Source organism: Streptomyces sp. NPDC058308 (assembly GCF_042880275.1).
GTDB lineage: Bacteria > Actinomycetota > Actinomycetes > Streptomycetales > Streptomycetaceae > Streptomyces.
In genome coordinates, this window is sequence record NZ_JBHVZA010000002.1 from 444,810 (window position 1) to 464,052 (window position 19,243).

Annotated in this window: 18 protein-coding genes; 10 read left to right on the forward strand and 8 right to left on the reverse strand. The window is 72.2% G+C overall.

Annotated features, from left to right (window positions below):
* Positions 1-139: 139 nt before the first annotated feature.
* Positions 140-1,516, forward strand: a complete 1,377-nt coding sequence (locus ACFVYL_RS04610; RefSeq protein WP_389712829.1) for a cysteine desulfurase/sulfurtransferase TusA family protein — start codon at positions 140-142, stop codon at positions 1,514-1,516.
* 4 nt (positions 1,517-1,520) lie between these two features.
* On the opposite strand, the gene ACFVYL_RS04615 is transcribed toward ACFVYL_RS04610, so the two are convergent.
* Positions 1,521-2,495 (reverse strand): carbohydrate kinase family protein, encoded by a 975-nt coding sequence (locus ACFVYL_RS04615; RefSeq protein WP_389712830.1) that lies wholly within the window; start codon positions 2,493-2,495, stop codon positions 1,521-1,523.
* A 133-nt stretch (positions 2,496-2,628) separates the two neighbouring features.
* Between ACFVYL_RS04615 and ACFVYL_RS04620 the strand changes: the two genes are divergently transcribed.
* Both ACFVYL_RS04620 and ACFVYL_RS04625 read left to right on the forward strand, forming a co-directional pair.
* Entirely contained in the window at positions 2,629-2,856 is a 228-nt protein-coding gene (locus ACFVYL_RS04620) for a hypothetical protein (protein ID WP_389713025.1), read from the forward strand.
* 159 nt (positions 2,857-3,015) lie between these two features.
* The gene (locus ACFVYL_RS04625) at positions 3,016-4,527 is read left to right on the forward strand and encodes a hypothetical protein (protein WP_389712831.1); all 1,512 of its coding nucleotides are present in this window, start codon (positions 3,016-3,018) and stop codon (positions 4,525-4,527) included.
* An 84-nt stretch (positions 4,528-4,611) separates the two neighbouring features.
* On the opposite strand, the gene ACFVYL_RS04630 is transcribed toward ACFVYL_RS04625, so the two are convergent.
* Positions 4,612-4,968: an iron-sulfur cluster assembly accessory protein gene (locus ACFVYL_RS04630; RefSeq protein ID WP_030933606.1), complete on the reverse strand. Its 357-nt coding sequence runs from the start codon at positions 4,966-4,968 to the stop codon at positions 4,612-4,614.
* A 289-nt stretch (positions 4,969-5,257) separates the two neighbouring features.
* Here ACFVYL_RS04630 and nadA point away from each other — a divergent pair, with 289 nt between their 5' ends.
* Complete coding sequence (nadA, locus tag ACFVYL_RS04635) at positions 5,258-6,454, forward strand: quinolinate synthase NadA (RefSeq protein WP_389712832.1); 1,197 nt, start codon at positions 5,258-5,260, stop codon at positions 6,452-6,454.
* Between the two features lie 142 nt (positions 6,455-6,596).
* On the opposite strand, the gene ACFVYL_RS04640 is transcribed toward nadA, so the two are convergent.
* The 4 genes from ACFVYL_RS04640 to ACFVYL_RS04655 form a co-directional block, all read right to left on the reverse strand.
* Entirely contained in the window at positions 6,597-7,277 is a 681-nt protein-coding gene (locus ACFVYL_RS04640; protein WP_389712833.1) for a response regulator, read from the reverse strand.
* On the reverse strand, positions 7,274-8,512 hold the full coding sequence (locus ACFVYL_RS04645) for a sensor histidine kinase (RefSeq protein WP_389712834.1): 1,239 nt from the start codon (positions 8,510-8,512) through the stop codon (positions 7,274-7,276). Before ACFVYL_RS04645 ends, ACFVYL_RS04640 begins: the two co-directional genes overlap by 4 nt.
* A gap of 144 nt (positions 8,513-8,656) precedes the next feature.
* The gene (locus tag ACFVYL_RS04650) at positions 8,657-8,935 is read right to left on the reverse strand and encodes a hypothetical protein (protein ID WP_389712835.1); all 279 of its coding nucleotides are present in this window, start codon (positions 8,933-8,935) and stop codon (positions 8,657-8,659) included.
* A 48-nt stretch (positions 8,936-8,983) separates the two neighbouring features.
* Positions 8,984-9,781: a PspA/IM30 family protein gene (locus ACFVYL_RS04655; protein ID WP_389712836.1), complete on the reverse strand. Its 798-nt coding sequence runs from the start codon at positions 9,779-9,781 to the stop codon at positions 8,984-8,986.
* Positions 9,782-10,073: 292 nt separating this feature from the next.
* Here ACFVYL_RS04655 and ACFVYL_RS04660 point away from each other — a divergent pair, with 292 nt between their 5' ends.
* The 3 genes from ACFVYL_RS04660 to ACFVYL_RS04670 all read left to right on the forward strand — a co-directional run bounded on the left by ACFVYL_RS04660 (position 10,074) and on the right by ACFVYL_RS04670 (position 12,743).
* On the forward strand, positions 10,074-10,700 hold the full coding sequence (locus ACFVYL_RS04660) for a DUF3043 domain-containing protein (RefSeq protein ID WP_389712837.1): 627 nt from the start codon (positions 10,074-10,076) through the stop codon (positions 10,698-10,700).
* Positions 10,701-10,774: 74 nt separating this feature from the next.
* Positions 10,775-11,482, forward strand: coding sequence for a class I SAM-dependent methyltransferase (locus tag ACFVYL_RS04665; RefSeq protein ID WP_389712838.1), 708 nt, complete (start codon positions 10,775-10,777; stop codon positions 11,480-11,482).
* Between the two features lie 202 nt (positions 11,483-11,684).
* Entirely contained in the window at positions 11,685-12,743 is a 1,059-nt protein-coding gene (locus ACFVYL_RS04670; protein WP_389712839.1) for a S1C family serine protease, read from the forward strand.
* Positions 12,744-12,868: 125 nt separating this feature from the next.
* Here the strand turns inward: ACFVYL_RS04670 and ACFVYL_RS04675 are convergent, their stop codons facing one another.
* Positions 12,869-13,105, reverse strand: a complete 237-nt coding sequence (locus tag ACFVYL_RS04675; RefSeq protein ID WP_389712840.1) for a hypothetical protein — start codon at positions 13,103-13,105, stop codon at positions 12,869-12,871.
* Between the two features lie 101 nt (positions 13,106-13,206).
* On the opposite strand from ACFVYL_RS04675, the gene ACFVYL_RS04680 reads away from it, so the two are divergent.
* Positions 13,207-14,421, forward strand: coding sequence for a bifunctional adenosylcobinamide kinase/adenosylcobinamide-phosphate guanylyltransferase (locus ACFVYL_RS04680; RefSeq protein ID WP_389712841.1), 1,215 nt, complete (start codon positions 13,207-13,209; stop codon positions 14,419-14,421).
* Between the two features lie 80 nt (positions 14,422-14,501).
* Here ACFVYL_RS04680 and ACFVYL_RS04685 read toward each other — a convergent pair whose 3' ends face one another.
* A complete protein-coding gene (locus ACFVYL_RS04685; protein ID WP_389712842.1) occupies positions 14,502-15,572 on the reverse strand; it encodes a class I SAM-dependent methyltransferase in 1,071 nt (356 codons plus the stop codon).
* Positions 15,573-15,720: 148 nt separating this feature from the next.
* Between ACFVYL_RS04685 and cobT the strand changes: the two genes are divergently transcribed.
* Both cobT and ACFVYL_RS04695 read left to right on the forward strand, forming a co-directional pair.
* Positions 15,721-16,899 carry a nicotinate-nucleotide--dimethylbenzimidazole phosphoribosyltransferase gene (gene cobT / locus ACFVYL_RS04690; protein WP_389712843.1) on the forward strand — a complete coding sequence of 393 codons (1,179 nt, stop codon included), beginning with the start codon at positions 15,721-15,723 and terminating at the stop codon, positions 16,897-16,899.
* A gap of 117 nt (positions 16,900-17,016) precedes the next feature.
* Entirely contained in the window at positions 17,017-18,807 is a 1,791-nt protein-coding gene (locus tag ACFVYL_RS04695; protein ID WP_389712844.1) for a phosphatidylglycerol lysyltransferase domain-containing protein, read from the forward strand.
* Positions 18,808-19,243: the final 436 nt, after the last annotated feature.

The following is a 19,243-nucleotide window of genomic DNA, read 5'->3' on the forward strand; positions in this document are numbered from 1 at the left end:
TCGGGGCGCCCACCGGCTCGGTGGAATCCGCTGGTCCGCAGGTGCGGGTGCGCTGTGGCTCGGCGCGCAGTTCCCCGCGCCCCTGGAGGATGCCCCTTGCGGGGCGCCTCCAGGCACGGGCACGTCTTAGCGTTAGGGCGTGTCCTACTTCGATGCTGCGTCCTCCGCTCCCCTTCATCCCGTGGCCCGGCAGGCCCTGACTGCCTCGCTCGACGAGGGGTGGGCCGATCCGGCGCGGCTGTACCGGGAGGGGCGGCGGGCCCGGCTGCTGCTCGATGCCGCGCGCGAGGCGGCCGCCGACGCGGTCGGCTGCCGGCCGGACGAGCTCGTCTTCACCACGTCAGGCACCCGCGCCGTGCACTCCGGGATGGCGGGAGCGCTCGCGGCGCGTCGGCGCGTCGGACACCACCTGATCGTGTCGGCCGTCGAACATTCGTCGGTACTCCATTCGGCCGAGGAGCACGAGCGCGGCGGCGGCACGGTGACCGAAGTGCCGGTGGACCGCGGCGGCGCGGTGGCCCCGGACGGGTACGCCGCCGCGCTGCGCGAGGACACCGCGCTCGCCTGTCTGCAGTCCGCCAACCACGAGGTCGGCACGGAGCAGCCGGTCGCCGAGGTCGCCGAGGTCTGCCGCGCCGCCGGGGTGCCGCTCCTTGTGGACGCCGCCCAGTCGCTGCCCTGGGGTCCGGTGGAGGGGGCCTGGTCGCTGCTGACCGCGAGCGCACATAAGTGGGGTGGTCCGGCGGGGGTCGGGCTGCTCGCCGTGCGCAAGGGGGTGCGCTTCGCCCCGCAAGGGCCCGCCGACGAGCGCGAGTCCGGGCGGTCCGCCGGGTTCGAGAACATTCCGGCGGTCGTGGCGGCGGCCGCCTCGCTGCGGGCGGTGCGGGCCGAGGCCGCCGCGGAGGGGGCGCGGCTGCGGGAGCTGACGGAGCGGATCCGGGCCCGGGTGCCCGGGCTCGTGCCGGACGTGGAGGTGGTGGGCGATCCGGTACGGCGCCTTCCGCACCTCGTCACCTTCTCCTGTCTCTATGTCGACGGGGAGACCCTGCTGCACGAGCTGGACCGGGCGGACTTCTCCGTGTCGTCGGGGTCCTCGTGCACCAGCTCGACGCTGACGCCGAGCCATGTGCTCAAGGCGATGGGCGTGCTGAGCGAGGGCAACGTACGCGTCTCGCTGCCCGCCGGCACCGGGGCCGCGGAGGTCGAGCGGTTCCTCGACGTGCTGCCCGGCGTGGTGCGGGGCGTGCGCGAGACGCTGGGGGCGCCGGTGGCGGGCGGGAGCGGGGCGGAGGAGGCCGTGACCGTCGACGCGCTCGGGATGACCTGCCCGCAGCCGGTCATCGAGCTGGCCAGGGCGATCGGGCGGGTACGGGTGGGCGGCACCGTCACCGTGCTCGCCGACGACGAGGTGGCGGCGGTGGACATTCCGGCCTGGTGCTGGACCAGGCGGCAGGAGTACGTGGGTGAGCGGCCGGCGGACCAGGGTGTCGCCTACGTGGTCCGCCGGAGCTCATGACCGGCTAGCCGAGGTGCGGCTGGACCTCCGCGGCGGCCTCGTGGCCGTACGCCTTGGTGAAGCGGTCCATGAAGTTGCTGCGGCGCAGCTCGTACTCCTGGGTGCCGACGGTCTCGATGACCAGGGTGGCGAGCATGCAGCCGACCTGCGCCGCGCGCTCGTGCGAGACGCCCCAGGCGATACCGGAGAGGAAGCCCGCGCGGAAGGCGTCGCCGACGCCGGTCGGCTCGACCTTCGCCTCCTCCTCCGGGACGCCGACCTCGATCGGGTCCTGGCCGACGGCCTCGATGCGTACGCCGCGCGCGCCGAGGGTGGTCACGCGGTGGCCGACGCGGGAGAGGATCTCGGCGTCGCTCCAGCCCGTCTTGGACTCGATGAGCCCCTTCTCGTACTCGTTCGAGAAGAGGTACGTGGCGCCGTCGAGAAGCGTGCGGATCTCGTCGCCCTCCATGCGCGCGATCTGCTGCGAGAAGTCGGCGGCGAAGGGGATCTTGCGGCTGCGGCACTCCTCGGTGTGGCGGAGCATCGCCTCGGGGTCGTCGGCGCCGATCGAGACGAGGTCGAGACCGCCGACGCGGTCGGCCACCGTCTTCAGCTCGATGAGACGGGCCTCGCTCATTGCGCCCGTGTAGAAGGAGCCGATCTGGTTGTGGTCGGCGTCCGTGGTGCAGACGAAGCGCGCGGTGTGCAGGGTCTCGGAGATCCGGACGGATGCGGTGTCCACACCGTGCCGGTCGAGCCAGGCCCGGTACTCGTCGAAGTCGGAGCCCGCGGCCCCCACCAGGATCGGGGTGGTGCCGAGCTGGCCCATGCCGAAGGTGATGTTGGCGGCGACGCCTCCCCTGCGGACATCGAGGGCGTCGACGAGGAAGGACAGGGAGACCGTGTGCAACTGATCGGCGACCAGCTGGTCGGCGAAGCGGCCGGGGAAGGTCATCAGGTGGTCGGTGGCGATGGAGCCGGTGACTGCAATACGCACGGCTGGATGCTCCTGTGGAGGAGAGGCGGGATTGACAGTTCACGCTACCGGGTCGACGCACGGTCTCTGAAGTGCCAAAACTACCCAATAGTAGGGCTTTTTCAGGGGGCGGGAGGATGCGTACGGTGCCGTTATGACCGTTATCCCGAAGGATGTCGTCCTGCAGCGTCGTGCCGCGTTCTCCACCGAGGCTCAAGAGAGCATGGAGTCGCTGCGCGGGGACTGCGCCCGCATGGTGCCGCACTGGGCGGTCCCCGCCGCGGCCGCGGCCGCCCCCGTGCCGCCCTCGCTGATCCACGGGGTCACCGTCCCGCCCGCCTCCGCACGCCTGATCGACGGCATGTCCGCATACGGGGACTGAACCCCGTGGCGAGACCGGCGCCGGAGCCCCGGCGCGCGGCAGGGGAACCGTGCGCTCCCCCGCTGCGTCCCATCGCCGTCCCCCGTAGAGGGGAACCGGGATACGACGAAGCCCACTCGTGGGATGTCAGGGACAGCAGTCAGTCGAAGGAGCGATGCGGTGAGCACCGAGCGATCCGATCTTGAGGCGACCGAGCCGCAGCGGCGGCGTTCCCGCCTGGCCGTCGTCTCGGTCGCGGCCACCGTGCTGCTGGTCGGCGGCGGTGGCGCGTACTTCGCGGCGACCGCGTCCGGCGGTGGCGGCAACGGCGGCGGCGACGGGGCCCCCGTGGGCGACCGCGGCACCCCGCCGCCGCTCGCCCTGGAGGCCTATCCGGCCGGCGACCGGCCGGGCGGCGACGGCAAGGACGGCGGTACGGGCGGCATCGCGCCGGGCGAGCCCGACCCGAGCGGCGCCACGTACAAGGCGACCGGCACGCTGCCCGAGGGCCCGAAGTCGGCCGCCGTCTACCACGCGCGCGGCGAGGTCACCCGGGCCGAGGTGACCGAACTGGCCGAAGCGCTCGGCGTGAGCGGCACGCCGACCTCGCAGGACGGCGCCTGGCGGGTGGGCCCGCACCACGACGGCTCCGGGCCCCTGCTGCAGGTCGACAAGCAGGCGCCCGGCACCTGGACCTACACCGCGCACGGCACGGGCGGCACCGACAACTGCCCCAAGGGCAAGGCCTGTTCCAGTACGTCCACCGCGCCGGGCGGCGAGCCGGGCGACGCGGTGAGCGAGAAGGCCGCCAAGGAGGCCGCGGCCCCCGTCCTGAAGGCGCTCGGCCAGGACGACGCCAAGCTGGACGCCCGCCAGCTGATGGGCGCCGTACGGGTGGTGAACGCCGACCCGAAGATCGGCGGCCTGTCGACCTACGGCTGGGCGACCGGCGTCCAGGTCGGCTCGGACGGCGAAGTGGTCGGCGGCAGTGGCAAGTTGAAGGCCCCGGACAAGGGCGCGACGTATCCGGTGATCAGCGCGCAGGAGACCCTGAACCGGCTGAACAGGCCGGGCGAGAGCCTCGGGCACGTCGGCATCGCCGGGTGTGCGACCCCGGTGCCGCACGCCGACGACAGCACGAAGGCCGAGGGCGGCAGCGGGTCGGAGCAGGCGCCCTGCGACCCGTCGTCCACGCGGCCGAAGCCGCAGCCTATCGCCGTCAGCGGGGCCACGTTCGGGCTCGCGACGCACTTCGTGGACGGCAAGCAGGCCCTCGTACCGTCCTGGCTGTTCGACGTGAAGCCGCAGGGCGCGCGGAAGACCTTCACGGTGACGCATCCCGCGGTCGACCCCGCGTACCTGACGTCGCCGACCGCCCCGGGCACCCCCACGCACACAGCGAAGCCCGGCGACAAGGGCGACGGACAGGACAGGAGCACCGCCCGCATCGACTCCTACAGCACCGACGGCAGGTCGCTGACCGTGCACTTCTGGGGTGGGGTGTGCAGCAAGTACGCGGCGTCCGCCGAGGAGGACGGCGACCGCGTGGCGGTCGAGGTCACCGAGACGCGGGAGAAGGGCAAGGTCTGCGTCGAGATCGCCAAGAAGTTCTCGCGGACGCTCACCCTCGACAAGCCGCTGGGCGAGCGCGAGGTCGTGGACGCCACGGGCGAGACGGTGCGGCGGAAGTAGCACCGGCGCGATGCGCGCACACGAAGGCGGCGGCCCCCTGAACTCTCAGGGGGCCGCCGCCTTCGTACGTCTGTGCCTACAGGCTCAGCTGAAGGAGTCGCCGCAGGCGCAGGAGCCGGTGGCGTTCGGGTTGTCGATCGTGAAGCCCTGCTTCTCGATGGTGTCCACGAAGTCGATGGAGGCGCCGCCCAGGTAGGGAGCGCTCATCCGGTCGGTGACGACCTTGACGCCGTCGAAGTCCTTGACGACGTCGCCGTCGAGCGAGCGCTCGTCGAAGAACAGCTGGTAGCGCAGGCCCGAGCAGCCACCGGGCTGAACGGCGACGCGCAGCGCCAGGTCGTCCCGGCCCTCCTGCTCAAGGAGGCCCTTCACCTTGGCCGCGGCGGCGTCCGACAGGAGGATGCCGTCGCTCACGGTGGTGGTCTCGTCCGATACGGACATCTGCTTCTCTCCCGGGTTGTACGGAGACTGCTTGCCGACGGTTGCAACCGGCGGGGCCGCGGATTCATTCCGGGCCGGGCGCTAACGTCCTTGCCCCTTCATGCTCGCACACGGCGCCGGGTGGGAGAGCGGCTCGGGGAACCGCGAATGCGTCACATCGACACAATGGCCATCGTCAAACTGACGTGAAGCGGTTATGATAGATAACGTCAATTAGACGAAAAGGATCCCCGGTGCGGCCGCTGGCCCCGCCGGAGCGGCTCCGCCGCGCATACACAGATCAGAAAGGGTGCGTGTCGTGACCACCGCCCAGCCCCCCGTGGACCTCGATGTCCAGCCCACGCCCCTCGCTCTCCTGCTGCTCGGCCGCGAGGCCGACCCGAGGAGCGAGCGCGGCGTGGAGTGCCCCGGCGATCTGCCGTCCCCCTCCGACCCGGACCTGGTGGAGCGCGCCCGCGCCGCCAAGGAGAAGCTGGGTGACAAGGTCTTCGTGCTGGGCCACCACTACCAGCGCGACGAGGTCATCCAGTTCGCGGACGTCACCGGCGACTCCTTCAAGCTGGCGCGTGACGCGGCGGCGCGGCCGGACGCCGAGTACATCGTCTTCTGCGGTGTGCACTTCATGGCCGAGTCCGCGGACATCCTGACGACGGACGACCAGAAGGTCGTCCTGCCCGACCTGGCCGCCGGCTGCTCGATGGCCGATATGGCCACCGCCGACCAGGTCGCCGAGTGCTGGGACGTGCTGACCGAGGCCGGGATAGCCGAGCAGGTCGTGCCCGTCTCGTACATGAACTCGTCCGCCGACATCAAGGCGTTCACGGGCAAGCACGGTGGCACGATCTGTACGTCGTCCAACGCCAAGCGCGCCCTGGAGTGGGCCTTCGAGCAGGGCGAGAAGGTCCTCTTCCTGCCCGACCAGCACCTGGGCCGGAACACCGCCGTGCGCGACATGGGCTTCTCGCTCGACGACTGCGTGGTCTACAACCCGCACAAGCCGAACGGCGGCCTCACCGCCGAGCAGCTGCGCGACGCGAAGATGATCCTGTGGCGCGGGCACTGCTCGGTGCACGGACGCTTCTCGCTGGAGAGCGTGGAGGACGTGCGTGCGCGCATCCCCGGCGTGAACGTCCTGGTGCACCCGGAGTGCACGCACGAGGTCGTCGCCGCGGCGGACTACGTGGGCTCCACGGAGCACATCATCCAGACCCTGGAGGCGGCGCCCGCCGGTTCCAAGTGGGCCATCGGCACGGAGCTGAACCTCGTACGCCGTCTGGCGAACCGTTTCGCCGCGGAGGACAAGGAGATCGTCTTCCTCGACAAGACGGTCTGCTTCTGCTCGACCATGAACCGGATCGACCTGCCGCACCTGGTCTGGACCCTGGAGTCCCTGGCCGAGGGCAAGCTGGTCAACCGGATCGAGGTCGACCGCGAGACCCAGCAGTTCGCGAAGCTGGCGCTTGAGCGGATGCTGGCGCTTCCGTAGGCCTGTCTGAATCACGCGTAAGGGGCGTCCGCTATTGCGGGCGCCCCTTACGCGTGCTCTGTGTTGGGTGCTCTGTGCCGTGTGCTCTGCGGGTGCGTCGTGGCCGGTCGCGCAGTTCCCCGCGCCCCTCAGGGACCACGCCTCACTCCGCCCGTGGACGTACCAGGCCCGATTCGTACGCGATGACGACGAGTTGGGCCCTGTCGCGCGCGCCGAGCTTCGCCATCGCGCGGTTCACATGGGTCTTCACGGTGAGCGGGCTGACCTCCAGGCGCTCGGCGATCTCGTCGTTCGAGTGGCCGCCCGCGACCTGTACGAGGACCTCGCGCTCACGGCCCGTCAGCGCGTCGAGCCGCTCGCCGCGCACCGGCGCGTCACCGTCCAGGCCCTCGCCCTGCGCGAGGAACTTGGCGATCAGCCCCTTGGTGGCCACCGGGGAGAGCAGCGCCTCGCCGGCCGCCGCGATACGGATGGCGCCGAGCAGCTCGTCGGGCTCCGCGCCCTTGCCGAGGAACCCGGAGGCGCCCGCGCGCAGCGACTGCACCACGTACTCGTCGACCTCGAACGTCGTCAGCATCACCACGCGGACGTGGGTCAGGGAGGGGTCCGCGCTGATCAGGCGGGTGGCGGCGAGCCCGTCGGTGCCCGGCATCCGGATGTCCATCAGGACCACGTCGGCCCGCTCCGACCCGGCGAGCCTGACCGCCTCCGCCCCGTCGGACGCCTCGCCGACCACCTCCATGTCGGACTCGGAGTCGACGAGCACCCTGAACGCGCTGCGCAGCAACGCCTGGTCGTCGGCGAGCAGTACGCGGATCGTCACGCGGTCCCTCCCTTTGCCGTGGTGACGGGCAGGATCGCATGGACGCGGAACCCGCCTCCGTAGCGGGGCCCCGCCGTGCAGCTGCCGCCGAGGGCGGTGACGCGCTCCCGCATGCCGATCAGGCCGTGACCGCCGCCGCCGGAGGGCCGCCCGTCGATGTCCCCTTCGCCGTCGGCCTCTTCGTGTCCCGGGCCGTCGTCGATGACGGTCACCTCCACGTTCGGGCCGACGCGCACGACGCTCACCTCGGCCGTGGCCTCCTGCCCCGCGTGCTTCTGCACATTGGTCAGCGCCTCCTGGATGATCCGGAACGCGGCGAGGTCGACGGCCGCGGCCAGATCGAGGCCGACCTGGCCGAGGGCCACCTCCACGGGCAGGCCCGCGTTGCGGAACGTCTCGACGAGCTCGTCGAGCCGGTGCAGGCCCGGGGCCGGTTCGGTGGGCGCCTCGGGGTCGCCGCTCTGGCGCAACAGGCCGACGGTGGCGCGGAGTTCGTTGAGCGCGGAGCGGCTGGCGTCCCGTACGTGCGAGAGGGCCTCCTTGGCCTGGTCCGGCCGCTTGTCCATGACGTGCGCGGCGACCCCGGCCTGCACGTTGACCAGGGCGATGTGGTGGGCGACCACGTCGTGCAGATCGCGCGCGATACGAAGCCGCTCCTCGGCGACGCGCCGCCGGGCCTCCTCCTCCCTGGTGCGTTCCGCCCGCTCGGCGCGCTCCCTTATGGCGTCCACGAAGGCGCGGCGGCTGCGCACCGCGTCGCCCGCCGCGGCGGCCATGCCGGTCCACGCGAAGATGCCGAGGTTCTCCTGGGCGTACCAGGGCAGCGGGCCGGAGAGCATCGCCACGCCCGTGAGGCCCGCCATCGTGACCAGGCCGATCCGCCACGTCGTGGAGCGGTCGGTGGTGGCGGCGACGGTGAACAGCGCGATGACCGCGCACATCACGACGGGGGCGCGGGGCTCGCCGGTCAGCAGTTCGACGATGGAGGCGGCGCAGGTCGCGGCGAGCACGGACCAGGGGGCGCGGCGGCGGAAGACCAGGGCGAGTGCGCCGAGTGCCATCAGGAGCAGGCTGGGGGCGTCGGGGGTGCGGGTGCCCCAGGTGGGGCCGTGCTCTCCGTAGGGCTCGGCGAAGGAGCCGACGACCATGCAGATGAGGACGGCGGTGGCGAGGACGGCGTCCACCGCCAGCGGGTGCGTTCTGGCCCAGCCGCGGCCTCGCACGAGAGTGGTCACGTTCTCAACGGTACGGGGGCCGGGCGGCGGCCTGGAGCGGGTCCGGGGTACTGCCCCCGTCGGGGCGGGGATTGGGGATGCTTGGGGGTTTTTGGTGCGGGCCGGAGGGGGGCTTGGCGCGCAGTTCTCCGCGCCCCTTCAGGGTCAGCCCGGGATCAGGCCGTCGTCGCTCAGCATGTCGCGGACCTCGTCCAGGGACGCGTCGGGGGCGGGGAGGATCAGTTCCGAGGGTTCCAGGGCGTCGTCCGGGAGGGGGGTGCCGAGCTCCCGGACGCGGTCCAGGAGCGCGTGCAGCGTGCGGCGGAAACCGGCGGCGTCGCCGCTCTCCATCTCCTCGAGCAGGTCGTCGTCCAGCTTGTTCAGCTCGGCGAAGTGGCTGTCGGCCAGCTTCACCTGCCCCTCCCCCATGATCCGTACGATCATGTCGTCCTCCTCGGACGTGAGCGGTATCCGCGTGATACCTGCGTAGGGCTACTGCTTGTCGAAGCGCGTGGAGTCCTGCGGCTGCTGCTGCGACTGGGGCTGGCCCTTGCCACCCTCGATCGCCTGCTGCTGGCTGCTGGGGCCGCCCGCGAGCTCCGCCTTCATGCGCTGCAGTTCCAGCTCTACATCAGTACCACCGGAGAGCCGGTCGAGCTCGGACTGGATGTCGTCCTTGGCGAGTCCGGAGGAGTCGTCGAGGGCGCCCGAGGCGAGCAGTTCGTCGATCGCGCCGGCCCGCGCCTGGAGCTGCGCGGTCTTGTCCTCGGCGCGCTGGATCGCCATGCCGACGTCGCCCATCTCCTCGGAGATGCCGGAGAAGGCCTCGCCGATACGGGTCTGGGCCTGGGCGGCGGTGTACGTCGCCTTGATCGTCTCCTTCTTGGTGCGGAAGGCGTCGACCTTGGCCTGGAGTCGCTGCGCCGCAAGGGTGAGCTTCTCCTCCTCGCCCTGGAGCGTCTGGTGCTGCGTCTCCAGGTCCGTCACCTGCTGCTGGAGCGCGGAGCGGCGGGACAGGGCCTCGCGGGCCAGGTCCTCGCGCCCGAGGGCGAGCGCCTTGCGGCCCTGGTCCTCCAGGGTCGAGGACTGCTTCTGGAGCTGGGTCAGCTGCAGTTCCAGGCGCTTGCGGGAGGTCGCCACGTCGGCGACGCCCCGACGGACCTTCTGCAGGAGTTCCAGCTGCTTCTGGTACGAGTAATCGAGGGTTTCGCGCGGGTCCTCGGCCCGGTCAAGGGCCTTGTTCGCCTTCGCGCGGAAGATCATCCCCATACGCTTCATGACACCGCTCATGGGCTTCGCGCGCCCCCTTCTGACGGACTTCCAGCTCCAGGTACTGCTCAGAACCCACAGTACGGGCCCTGCAACCATTACCGCACTGTTCGCGGGCGGATGCGCTCATCCCCAAGGACGACTGCTTCGGGCACCGCTCCGGCGTAAGGAGTAGGTGCACCCCTGTGAACCGGCCCTCGGGGCATCCGGGGCGGCGGACCACCGGTCGCCGCATACCGCCTGCTACGTCCCCTTAGGCATATAAATCAAGACGCCCGGCGTTGCCGGATCGTTCCCCGCCCGGCGGACCTCCATGCGTCCGCACCCCGTACCCTTGGATTTTGTGTTCCGTAGCCGATCCAAGGAAGAGAAGGCCCCGGCCGCGCAGGCGCCGGTGACCGACTCCAAGCAGCCCCGTGACCCGCAGGCCCCGAAGGGCCGCCCCACCCCCAAGCGCGCCATGGCCCAGTCGCAGCGCCGCAGCGTGACGAACAAGCCCGCGTCGCGCAAGGAGGCCGCCAAGCGGCAGCGCGACGAGCGCCGCACGCAGATGGCGAAGCAGCGCGAGGCGCTGGCCAGCGGTGACGAGCGGTTCCTGCCCGCCCGTGACAAGGGTCCCGTGCGCAAGTTCGCGCGCGACTTCGTGGACTCGCGCTTCTGCATCGCCGAGTACTTCCTGCCGCTCGCGGTGATCATCCTCGTCCTGAGCATCGTCCGCGTGCCGCAGTTGCAGAACATCGCCCTGCTGCTCTGGCTCTTCGTGATCGTCCTGATCATCGTCGACTCGGTCGTCACCGCGTTCCGCCTGAAGAAGCGGCTCGCCGAGCGCTTCCCGGCCGAGAACCGGAAGGGCGCCGTCGCGTACGCCCTGATGCGCACGCTCCAGATGCGCCGGCTGCGACTGCCCAAGCCGCAGGTCAAGCGCGGAGAACGGCCCTGAGCGGATTCGCCGGCGGGGCCGGTGCCTGGCTGGAGAAGCTGGGCGGCCTGCGCAACGCCGTCCGCCAGGAGCTGGTGGCCCGCCAGCTCGACGAGCAGATAGTCGCCCGCTTCCCCGTGGGGCAGCGGCTTCGGATACTCGACGTCGGCATGGGCCAGGGCACGCAGGCACTGCGGCTCGCCCGTGCCGGGCACAAGGTGACGGGCGTCGAGCAGGACCCCGTCATGATCGCCACCGCGCGCACGGCGCTCGCCGGTGAGCCCGAGGGCATCCAGGGGCGGGTGCGGATCGTCGAGGGCGACGGGCACCAGACCGGGGTGCACTTCCTGCCCGGCAGCTTCGACGTGGTGCTCTGTCACGGCGTCCTGATGTACGTGGAGGAGCCCGACGCGCTCCTCGCCGGGCTCGCCCGGATGCTGGCGCCCGGCGGGCTCCTCTCGCTGCTCGTGCGCAACGCGGAGGCGCTGGCCATGCGGCCCGGCATGGCCGGGGACTGGTCGGGGGCGCTCGCCGCCTTCGACTCCGTCACGTACCGCAACCGGCTGGGCATCGACGCCCGCGCGGACCGGCTCGACGCGCTGACCGCCGCACTGGCGGGGATCGCGGCCCCGCTGCAGGTCTGGTACGGGGTGCGGGTCTTCACGGACACCGTGGCGGACGGCACGGCGCTGCCGCCCGAGCGGGACCTTGAGGCGCTGCTCGCCGCCGAGGAGCGGGCGGGGCGGACCGATCCCTACCGGCGGGTCGCCGCTCTGCTGCATCTGTGCGGGGTGCGGGACTGACACGTCTGTGCGGGGCGTCGGTACGGGGTGCGGGACTGACGCGTCTGCTCGGGGTGTCCGTACGGGGTACGGGACTGATGCGCCTGCGCGGGGTACGGGACTGAGCCGGGGGCCGGACTGAGCCGGGGCGGTGAGCCCCCCGCACCCACCCGTTTACCTCGCACCACGGGCGCCGGGAACGGACAAAAAGCACACTCGGCGCATGACTGCCTCTCGTATCCGTGCCGTCTCCGTGCCCCTCGCCGCCGCCCTCACCGCCGTCGCGCTCGCGGGCGGCTGCTCCTCCTCGGGTTCCGGGGACTCCGGCAGGTCCACCACGCAGGCCGCGCCCGCCGCCGCCGGTGATCTGCAGGACGACTACCAGCGGGTGATCAAGGACGTCCTCCCGTCGGTCGTCCAGGTCGACGCCGGCGACAGCCTCGGCTCCGGCGTCGTCTACGACGGCAAGGGGCACATCGTCACCAACGCCCATGTCGTGGGCAAGGAGAAGCGGTTCAAGGTGACCACCGCCACCGGCGAGCAGGCCCTGACCGCCGAGCTGGTCGCGACCTACCCCGAGCAGGACCTCGCCGTCATCAAACTCGGCGACGTACCGGACGGTCTCAAGGCGGCGGAGTTCGGCGACTCCACCAAGGCCGAGGTCGGCCAGATCGTGCTGGCCATGGGCTCCCCGCTCGGCCTCTCCTCCAGCGTCACCCAGGGCATCGTGTCGGCCACCGGGCGGACCGTCAGCGAGGGCCGTGGCGGCGGCGGGACCGGGGCGACCATCGCCAACATGGTGCAGACGTCGGCCGCGATCAACCCGGGCAACAGCGGCGGCGCGCTCGTCGGCCTCGACGGCAAGGTCATCGGCATCCCCACGCTCGCGGCGAGCGACCCGCAGATGGGCGACAGCGCGGCGCCCGGCATCGGCTTCGCCATCCCGTCCTCGATGGTGAAGACCGTCGCGGACCAGATCGTCAAGGACGGCAGGGTGACCGACTCGGGCCGGGCCGCGCTCGGCATCACGGGACGCACCGTCCTCGACGACGACTACCGGCCCGCCGGGGTGGCCGTGGCCGAGGCCCGGCAGGGCGGCGCGGCGGCCGGGGCGGGCCTGCGGTCCGGCGACATCATCACCCGGCTCGGCGACACCGGGATCACCACGATCAACTCCCTCTCCGAGGCGCTCGCCGCGGCCGAGCCGGGCCAGAAGAAGCGGGTCACGTACGTGCGTGACGGGTCAGAGAAGACCGCGGACGTGACGCTCGGCGAGATGTAGTCGCGGGGCGCATGCCCATCGGCGCCTCCACGGTGACGTGCGGGAGGCGGCGACCGGAGTCCGGCCGCCGCCTCCCGGGTGGGCGCGCGATGCGTTACGTGTGGCTGCGATGCGTTACGTGTGGCTTACGCCGACGCGTCCTCCGTGTCCTGCGCCTCGCCCGCGTGCAGGCTCATCGGCCCGTAGATCTTCTTCGTGTCCTCGAAGAGGGTCACCTGGTCGGCGCCGCCCTCGGACAGCTCCTTCCAGCACTCACCGACCCAGGACTCGGCGTCCCCCTGGGTGGTGAACTCCTCGGGCTGCACCGCGGGCTGGACCTCCGTCCCGTCCGCCTTCTCGAACCGCCACGTCCATGCCGCCATGTCAGCCTCCCGAAGGTCCCGTAGCGGTAGGTAAACCGCCTGAATCCGCTTAGAGCCTAGCCGGGCGCGCGGCGCCGGACCCGAAGCGGGAGGATCTCCGTGTGGAACTGACTCTGCTCGGCACCGGCGCCCCCGGCGGACTGCCGCTCCCCGACTGCCCCTGCGCGGCCTGCGCGAGTGCCCTGGGCGACGCCGCGCGCGCCGCGACCGCGCTCCTCGTGGACGGCGTCCTGCTGCTCGACCTCACCCCCGGCGCGGCCTTCGCGGCCGCCCGCGCGGGGCACTCGCTCGGCGGAGTGCGCCAGGTCCTCCTCTCCCATCCGCACGACGGGCCCGCCGTCGAGGTCCCGGCCGGTCTGCCGCAGCCCGGCCGGGTCGCCGACGGACGTGAGCTTGCGCTGCTCACCGGCCACCGGGTGCGCGCGGTGGCGCTGGACGCGCCCGGCTCCGGGTACGAGGTGACGGGGCCCGGCGGGGAGCGGCTGCTGTACCTGCCGCCGGGCGCAGCGCCCGCGGGGCTCGCCGAGGGCAACGGCGACGGCGGTCAGATCCCGTACGAGATGGTCGTCCTCGACGCCGTCGGGCGTCCCGACGGGCTCGCCCGGCTGCGTGCGGCCGGGGCCGTCGGGCCCACCACCGACGTGATCGCGGTGCACATCGGCCACGAGGCGCCGCCGGGCGGGGAGCTGGCGCGCAGGCTCGCCGCCGCCGGGGCGCGGGCCGTGCCGGACGGCTCGACGCTCGTGGTCGGCGCCTACGAGGACGTCCCCGACGTGCCGCGCCGCACCTTCGTCCTGGGCGGCGCCCGCTCGGGCAAGTCGGTGGAGGCCGAGCGGCGCCTCGAAGCCTTTCCCGACGTGCTGTACGTGGCGACCGGCGGGACCAGGAGCGGCGACACGGAGTGGGCCCGGCGGGTGAGCCTGCACCGCGAGCGGCGCCCCGGCTCCTGGCGGACCGCCGAGACGTGCGATCTGGTGCCGCTGCTCATCGAGGACGGGCCGCCGCTGCTCATCGACTGTCTCTCGCTGTGGCTGACCCACGTCATGGACGACGTGCTGGCGTGGGACGACGCCGAGTGGGCGGGCGGCGGGGAACGGAAGCTGCGCGGGCGGGTCACCGAGCTCACGGACGCGGTGCGCGCCACCCGGCGCACGGTCGTCGCCGTCTCGAACGAGGTCGGCTCGGGGATCGTCCCCGCGACCGCGTCGGGCCGCCGCTACCGCGACGAACTGGGCCGCCTGAACGCGGCGTTCGCCGCCGAGTGCGAGCACGTGCTGCTGCTCGTGGCGGGGCAGGCGCTGACGCTGCGCGGCTGAGTTCCGGGCTGAGTCCCGGCCACCGCCAGGGCCTGTGCCGGGGCAGGGCCTGTGCCGGGGCAGAGCTTCCGGCACGGGCCCTACGGCGCGTCCCTGCGGGCGATGACCCGGTAGGTGTTGGCGAAGCCGGTGCGGGTGAGCAGCGGCGCCAGGAGCGTGTCCAGTGTGCGGGCGAGCGCCACCAGGGGCACGGACGCCGTACGTGCGGCCCGGCGCAGCCTGAGCTGGAGCGGGGTCGCCGGTCTGGCGCGCCACGGGACGTCGGGCCCCGGCATGCGGCAGTTGAGGAAGAGCGCCACCGCCGCGCTCAGGTCGACGGGGACGTGCGGCGCGCGGCGTTCGACGGCGACGACCGTGAAGCCCAGCTCCGTCAGCTCCGCGCAGAGATTGGCGAGTGGCACGAGGTGCAGGTGGCGCGGCTGGTGATAGAACGCCCACCATTTGCCGAGCAGCCCGGCGTAGCGGCACTCGGGGTCGGGGGCCTCGATCAGCAGGTGTCCGCCGGGGCGCAGTACGGCCTGGGCGGCCCGGAGCTCGGCGCGCGGGTCCGGGCTGCGCGGCAGGCTGTGGAACATGCTCATCGCGTCGTAGCGGCCCGCGAGCCGTTCCGCGAGCTCCGTGAGGGAGCCGCGGTGCCCCTCCTCGATACGGCCGCACCGCACACCCTTCTCGACTCCGGCGCGCCGGTCGAGCCCGTCGAAGGAGGTGTACGGCAGGACCTGCTTGGCCAGCGCCGGGAAGTGGGCGGCGCCGGTGTCGACGTCCAGCCAGCACTCGGGCTCGTCGAAGGCGGCCAGCGCGCGGGCGGCGGCGAGGCGGCGTTTCGTGCCGGAGCCGGCGCCGAACGGTGACACCGGCTCCCTGCCGTCGAACCCGTCCCCGAAGTCCCGGCGGTAGAAGTCCAGGCCCTCGGGGGTCAGGCGCGGGTTCTGGAAGGAGTGGGCGCAGTCGCCGCACCGGACGACCGTGAAGCTGCCCGGCTTGCGCTGGATCAGGTCGGTGGTGCGCAGCCGCACCCGCAGCCGCTCGGAGCCGCACCAGGGGCAGTCGGTGCGGCGCGGCTCGTGGAACCGCTCGGTGCCCTGGGCGAGTTCGGCGAGGTAGGCGGGGCGCCGGGCGGCGACCTGCTGGGCGGCGGCATCCGTGGTCATGGTCGTACTCCTGGAAGAAGCCGAGACAAACAGGAACGTAAAGGACCATTCCCGCATGGACGGTGGTGTCATGCGGTGCCGCCGTACACGGCTCGGCCCATGGGGCCGTTCGAGCGACACCCGCACCGCTCCCGGTACTGTTCGACGAATGAGCTCGCTGAATCTCGACGACTTCACCGACCTGATCGAGCGGCCCGACGGCGGGGTCCGCCGCGACGCCGAGGAACGCAGGGAGCGGCAGACCGTGCCGCCCGGGTCACTCGGCCGCCTCGACGAGCTCGGCGAGTGGCTCTCGGCGGCCCAGTCGGCGGTGCCGGTGCAGCCGGTCGAGCGGCCGCGCGTGGTGCTGTTCGCGGGCGATCACGGCGTCTCCGAGCTCGGCGTTTCGGCGCGGCCCGCGGGGAGCGCCGCCGCTCTCGTACGTTCCGTACTCGCCGGCGAGAGCCCCGCGGCCGTCCTCGCCCGCCGCCTCGACGTGCCCGTCCGGGTCGTCGACATGGCGCTCGACTGCGCGCCGCAGGAGCTGCCGGCCGAGGTCGCGGGGTACCGGGTGCGGCGCGGCTCGGGGCGCATCGACATCGAGAACGCGCTGACCTCCGAGGAAGCGGAGCAGGCGGTGCGCGCGGGCATGGCCGTCGCGGACGAGGAGGCCGACTCCGGCACCGATCTGGTCGTGCTCGGCGATGTCAGCGTGGGCGGCACGACGGTCGCGGCGACGCTGGTCGCCGCGCTGTGCGGGACCGACGCCTCCGTGGTGACCGGGCGCGGCGGCGAGCCCATCGACGACCTGGCGTGGATGCGCAAGTGCGCGGCGGTGCGCGATGCGCTGCGGCGGGCCCGGCCCGTGCTCGGCGATCAGCTGGAGCTGCTCGCGGCGGTGGGCGGCGCCGATCTGGCCGCGATGACGGGCTTCCTGCTGCAGTGCGCGGTGCGGCGCACCCCGGTGATCCTCGACGGCGTCGTGGCCTCGGCGGCCGCGCTCGTGGCCCAGCGGGTCGCCTTCCGGTCGCCGGACTGGTGGCTGGCGGGGCACGACAGCGGGGAGCCCGCGCAGGCCAAGGCCCTGGACCGGATGGCCCTGGACCCGCTGCTCTCGCACGGCGTGAAGGTCGGCGAGGGCGCCGGAGGGCTGCTCGCGCTGCCGTTGGTACGGGCGGCGGCCGCGCTGTCGGCGGAGCTGCCGGAGCGGGAGGATGCGGCGCCGGAGACGGACTCTTCGGAGGGGGCGGCTTCGAAGACCGGCTCTTCGGAGGGTGCGGGTTCGGAGGGTGCGTCTTCGGAGACGGACTCTTCGGAGGAGATGCCCTCGGTGCCGTCCGCCGAGTAACCACCCTGCGTGCGGGCGCTGTTTGACGCCTCGTCAACGGCGTCCTCCCCCGGCGTCGCACGGGACGCCCGCTCACAATGCCGAGGGTGGCCCCCGTTGCCCATATGATCCCTTTTCATGGGAGATGAGCAGGTCGTCGCCGGGCGACAGAGAACACACACCGTCATACAGCGCCGTGCCGCCGGATTCGCCGTCTGGTACCTCCGGGCCGTCACGTTCATCAACTTCCTGAGCGCGGTCTGGGTCTCCCTCGGACAGGATCTGCGGCAGCACAACACGGAGAACTACTTCACTCCGTACCTGCTGACCGCCGGCTTCGCCTCGGGGGCGTTCACGCTCTTCCTGGCGATCACCATGCGGCGCCGCAAACGCGCCGCATGGATCCTCAACTTGGTGCTGAGCGGGCTCTTCCTGCTGCTCTTCGCCTTCGCGATGGTCTTCCCGGAGATCCGCGGGTACGCGCAGAACTGGATCTCGCTCGTGCTGACCGCCGCGTTCGTCGCGGCACTGATCGTGGGGCGCCGGGAGTTCTACGCCAAGGGCGACCGGTCCAACCCCAAGCTGGCCTCGGCCGTCGCGGTCGGCGGGATCCTGGTGACCTCGCTGATCGCCACGCTGCTCGTCACCGTCACCAACAGCGCCCACGACGACTACCGCTCGACCTTCCTGGACCGCTGGCGCTACGGCGTCATGCGGCTGGTCTCGCTGGCCGACGACGACAAGCGCTTCGAGGGCATCACCACACCCGGCTGGGTCAACGTCGGCATCAACGTCCTGAGCGCGCTGCTGCTCTGCGCCGTCCTGTACGCGGCCTTCCGCTCCCGCCGGGCCGTCGACCCGCTCACCGAGCAGGACGAGGAGCGGCTGCGCGCCCTGCTCGACCGGTACGGCGACCGCGACTCGCTCGGCTACTTCTCGCTGCGCCGCGAGAAGAGCGTCGTCTGGTCACCCACCGGCAAGGCGGCCGTCGTCCACCGCGTGATCGGCGGTGTCTCGCTGGCCTCCGGCGACCCCATCGGCGACCCGGAGGCCTGGCCCGGCGCGATCGAGCCCTGGCTGGCCGAGGCCCGCGCACACGGCTGGATCCCGGCCGTGATGGGCGCGAGCGAGGAGGCGGGCACGATCTACGCGCGGCACGGCCTGGACGCCCTGGAGCTGGGCGACGAAGCGATCGTGGAGATCGCGGCCCGAGGCGCAGCCTCCAAAGAACACTTCACCCTTGAAGGGCGGGCGATGCGTACCGTCCGGCAGGCGTACAACCGTGTGAAGCGCGCCGGGTACACGGTCCGCATCCGCCGGCACGAGGACATTCCCGCGGACGAGATGGCGACCCTCCTGGAGCGCGCCGACGACTGGCGCGACGGAGCGACCGAGCGCGGCTTCTCGATGGCGCTCGGACGGCTCGGGGACCCGGCGGACGGGCAGTGCGTGATGCTCGAATGCACCGACGGGGACGGCGCGTTGCGGGCGGTGCTCTCCTTCGTGCCGTGGGGGCCGCACGGCCTCTCCCTCGACCTGATGCGGCGTGACCGCGACTCCGAGAACGGCCTGATGGAGTTCATGGTCATCGAACTCCTGCAGCGCGCCCCCGAGATCAAGATCACTCAGGTCTCGCTCAACTTCGCGATGTTCCGGTCGGTCTTCGAACGTGGCTCGCGGCTCGGCGCGGGGCCGGTCCTGCGCCTGTGGCGGTCGCTGCTCAGCTTCTTCTCGCGGTGGTGGCAGATCGAGTCCCTCTACCGGGCCAACGCCAAGTACCGGCCGATCTGGGAGCCCCGCTTCCTCCTCTTCGAGAAGAGCGTCGACCTGCCGCGCATCGGCATCGCGTCCGCCCGCGCGGAGGGCTTCCTCGAAGCGCCGGGTCTGCCGAAGTGGCTGCACCGCAAACACCTGGAGTCGAGACGATGAGACCGTCGGCCCGCTACGCCCGCGCCGAATGGGGGCCACTCTTCTCCACCGTGCGCAGGGCGCTCGCCGCCCGACGTTGGCGGGCCGTCCCCATGACGCTGGCCGCGGTCTGTCTCACCGCGCTCTGCCAGTACGTGCAGAACCAGCCCTGGGGCTATCAGTTCGTCCAGAACATCGGCTGCGTGCGCGCCGAGGACCCGCTCTGGCTCTCCCTGCTGCGCACCCCGCTCTCCCTCTTCGTGCCCGCCCTGGACCTGCCGGTGTGGGGCGCGCTCGCGCAGATCCTGCTCGTCTTCGGGATCGCGGAGATCTGCCTGGGCTGGTGGCGCACGCTCCTCATCGGGTACGCGGCCACACTCGCCGGCACGCTCTACGCGCGCGTGGGCATCGAACTGGGCCCCGGCAACCCGCTCGGACTCCCCGCCTCCGACGCGCG

Bases quoted from the DNA above. Each gene is read 5' to 3' on its own strand.
- ACFVYL_RS04660 (WP_389712837.1), top strand. From the start codon at position 10,074: ATGCGTCCGCACCCCGTACCCTTGGATTTTGTGTTCCGTAGCCGATCC.
- ACFVYL_RS04650 (WP_389712835.1), bottom strand. From the start codon at position 8,935: ATGATCGTACGGATCATGGGGGAGGGGCAGGTGAAGCTGGCCGACAGC.
- ACFVYL_RS04670 (WP_389712839.1), top strand. From the start codon at position 11,685: ATGACTGCCTCTCGTATCCGTGCCGTCTCCGTGCCCCTCGCCGCCGCC.
- ACFVYL_RS04655 (WP_389712836.1), bottom strand. From the start codon at position 9,781: ATGAGCGGTGTCATGAAGCGTATGGGGATGATCTTCCGCGCGAAGGCG.
- ACFVYL_RS04630 (WP_030933606.1), bottom strand. From the start codon at position 4,968: ATGTCCGTATCGGACGAGACCACCACCGTGAGCGACGGCATCCTCCTG.
- cobT (WP_389712843.1), top strand. From the start codon at position 15,721: ATGAGCTCGCTGAATCTCGACGACTTCACCGACCTGATCGAGCGGCCC.
- ACFVYL_RS04685 (WP_389712842.1), bottom strand. From the start codon at position 15,572: ATGACCACGGATGCCGCCGCCCAGCAGGTCGCCGCCCGGCGCCCCGCC.
- ACFVYL_RS04695 (WP_389712844.1), top strand. From the start codon at position 17,017: ATGGGAGATGAGCAGGTCGTCGCCGGGCGACAGAGAACACACACCGTC.
- ACFVYL_RS04675 (WP_389712840.1), bottom strand. From the start codon at position 13,105: ATGGCGGCATGGACGTGGCGGTTCGAGAAGGCGGACGGGACGGAGGTC.
- ACFVYL_RS04620 (WP_389713025.1), top strand. From the start codon at position 2,629: ATGACCGTTATCCCGAAGGATGTCGTCCTGCAGCGTCGTGCCGCGTTC.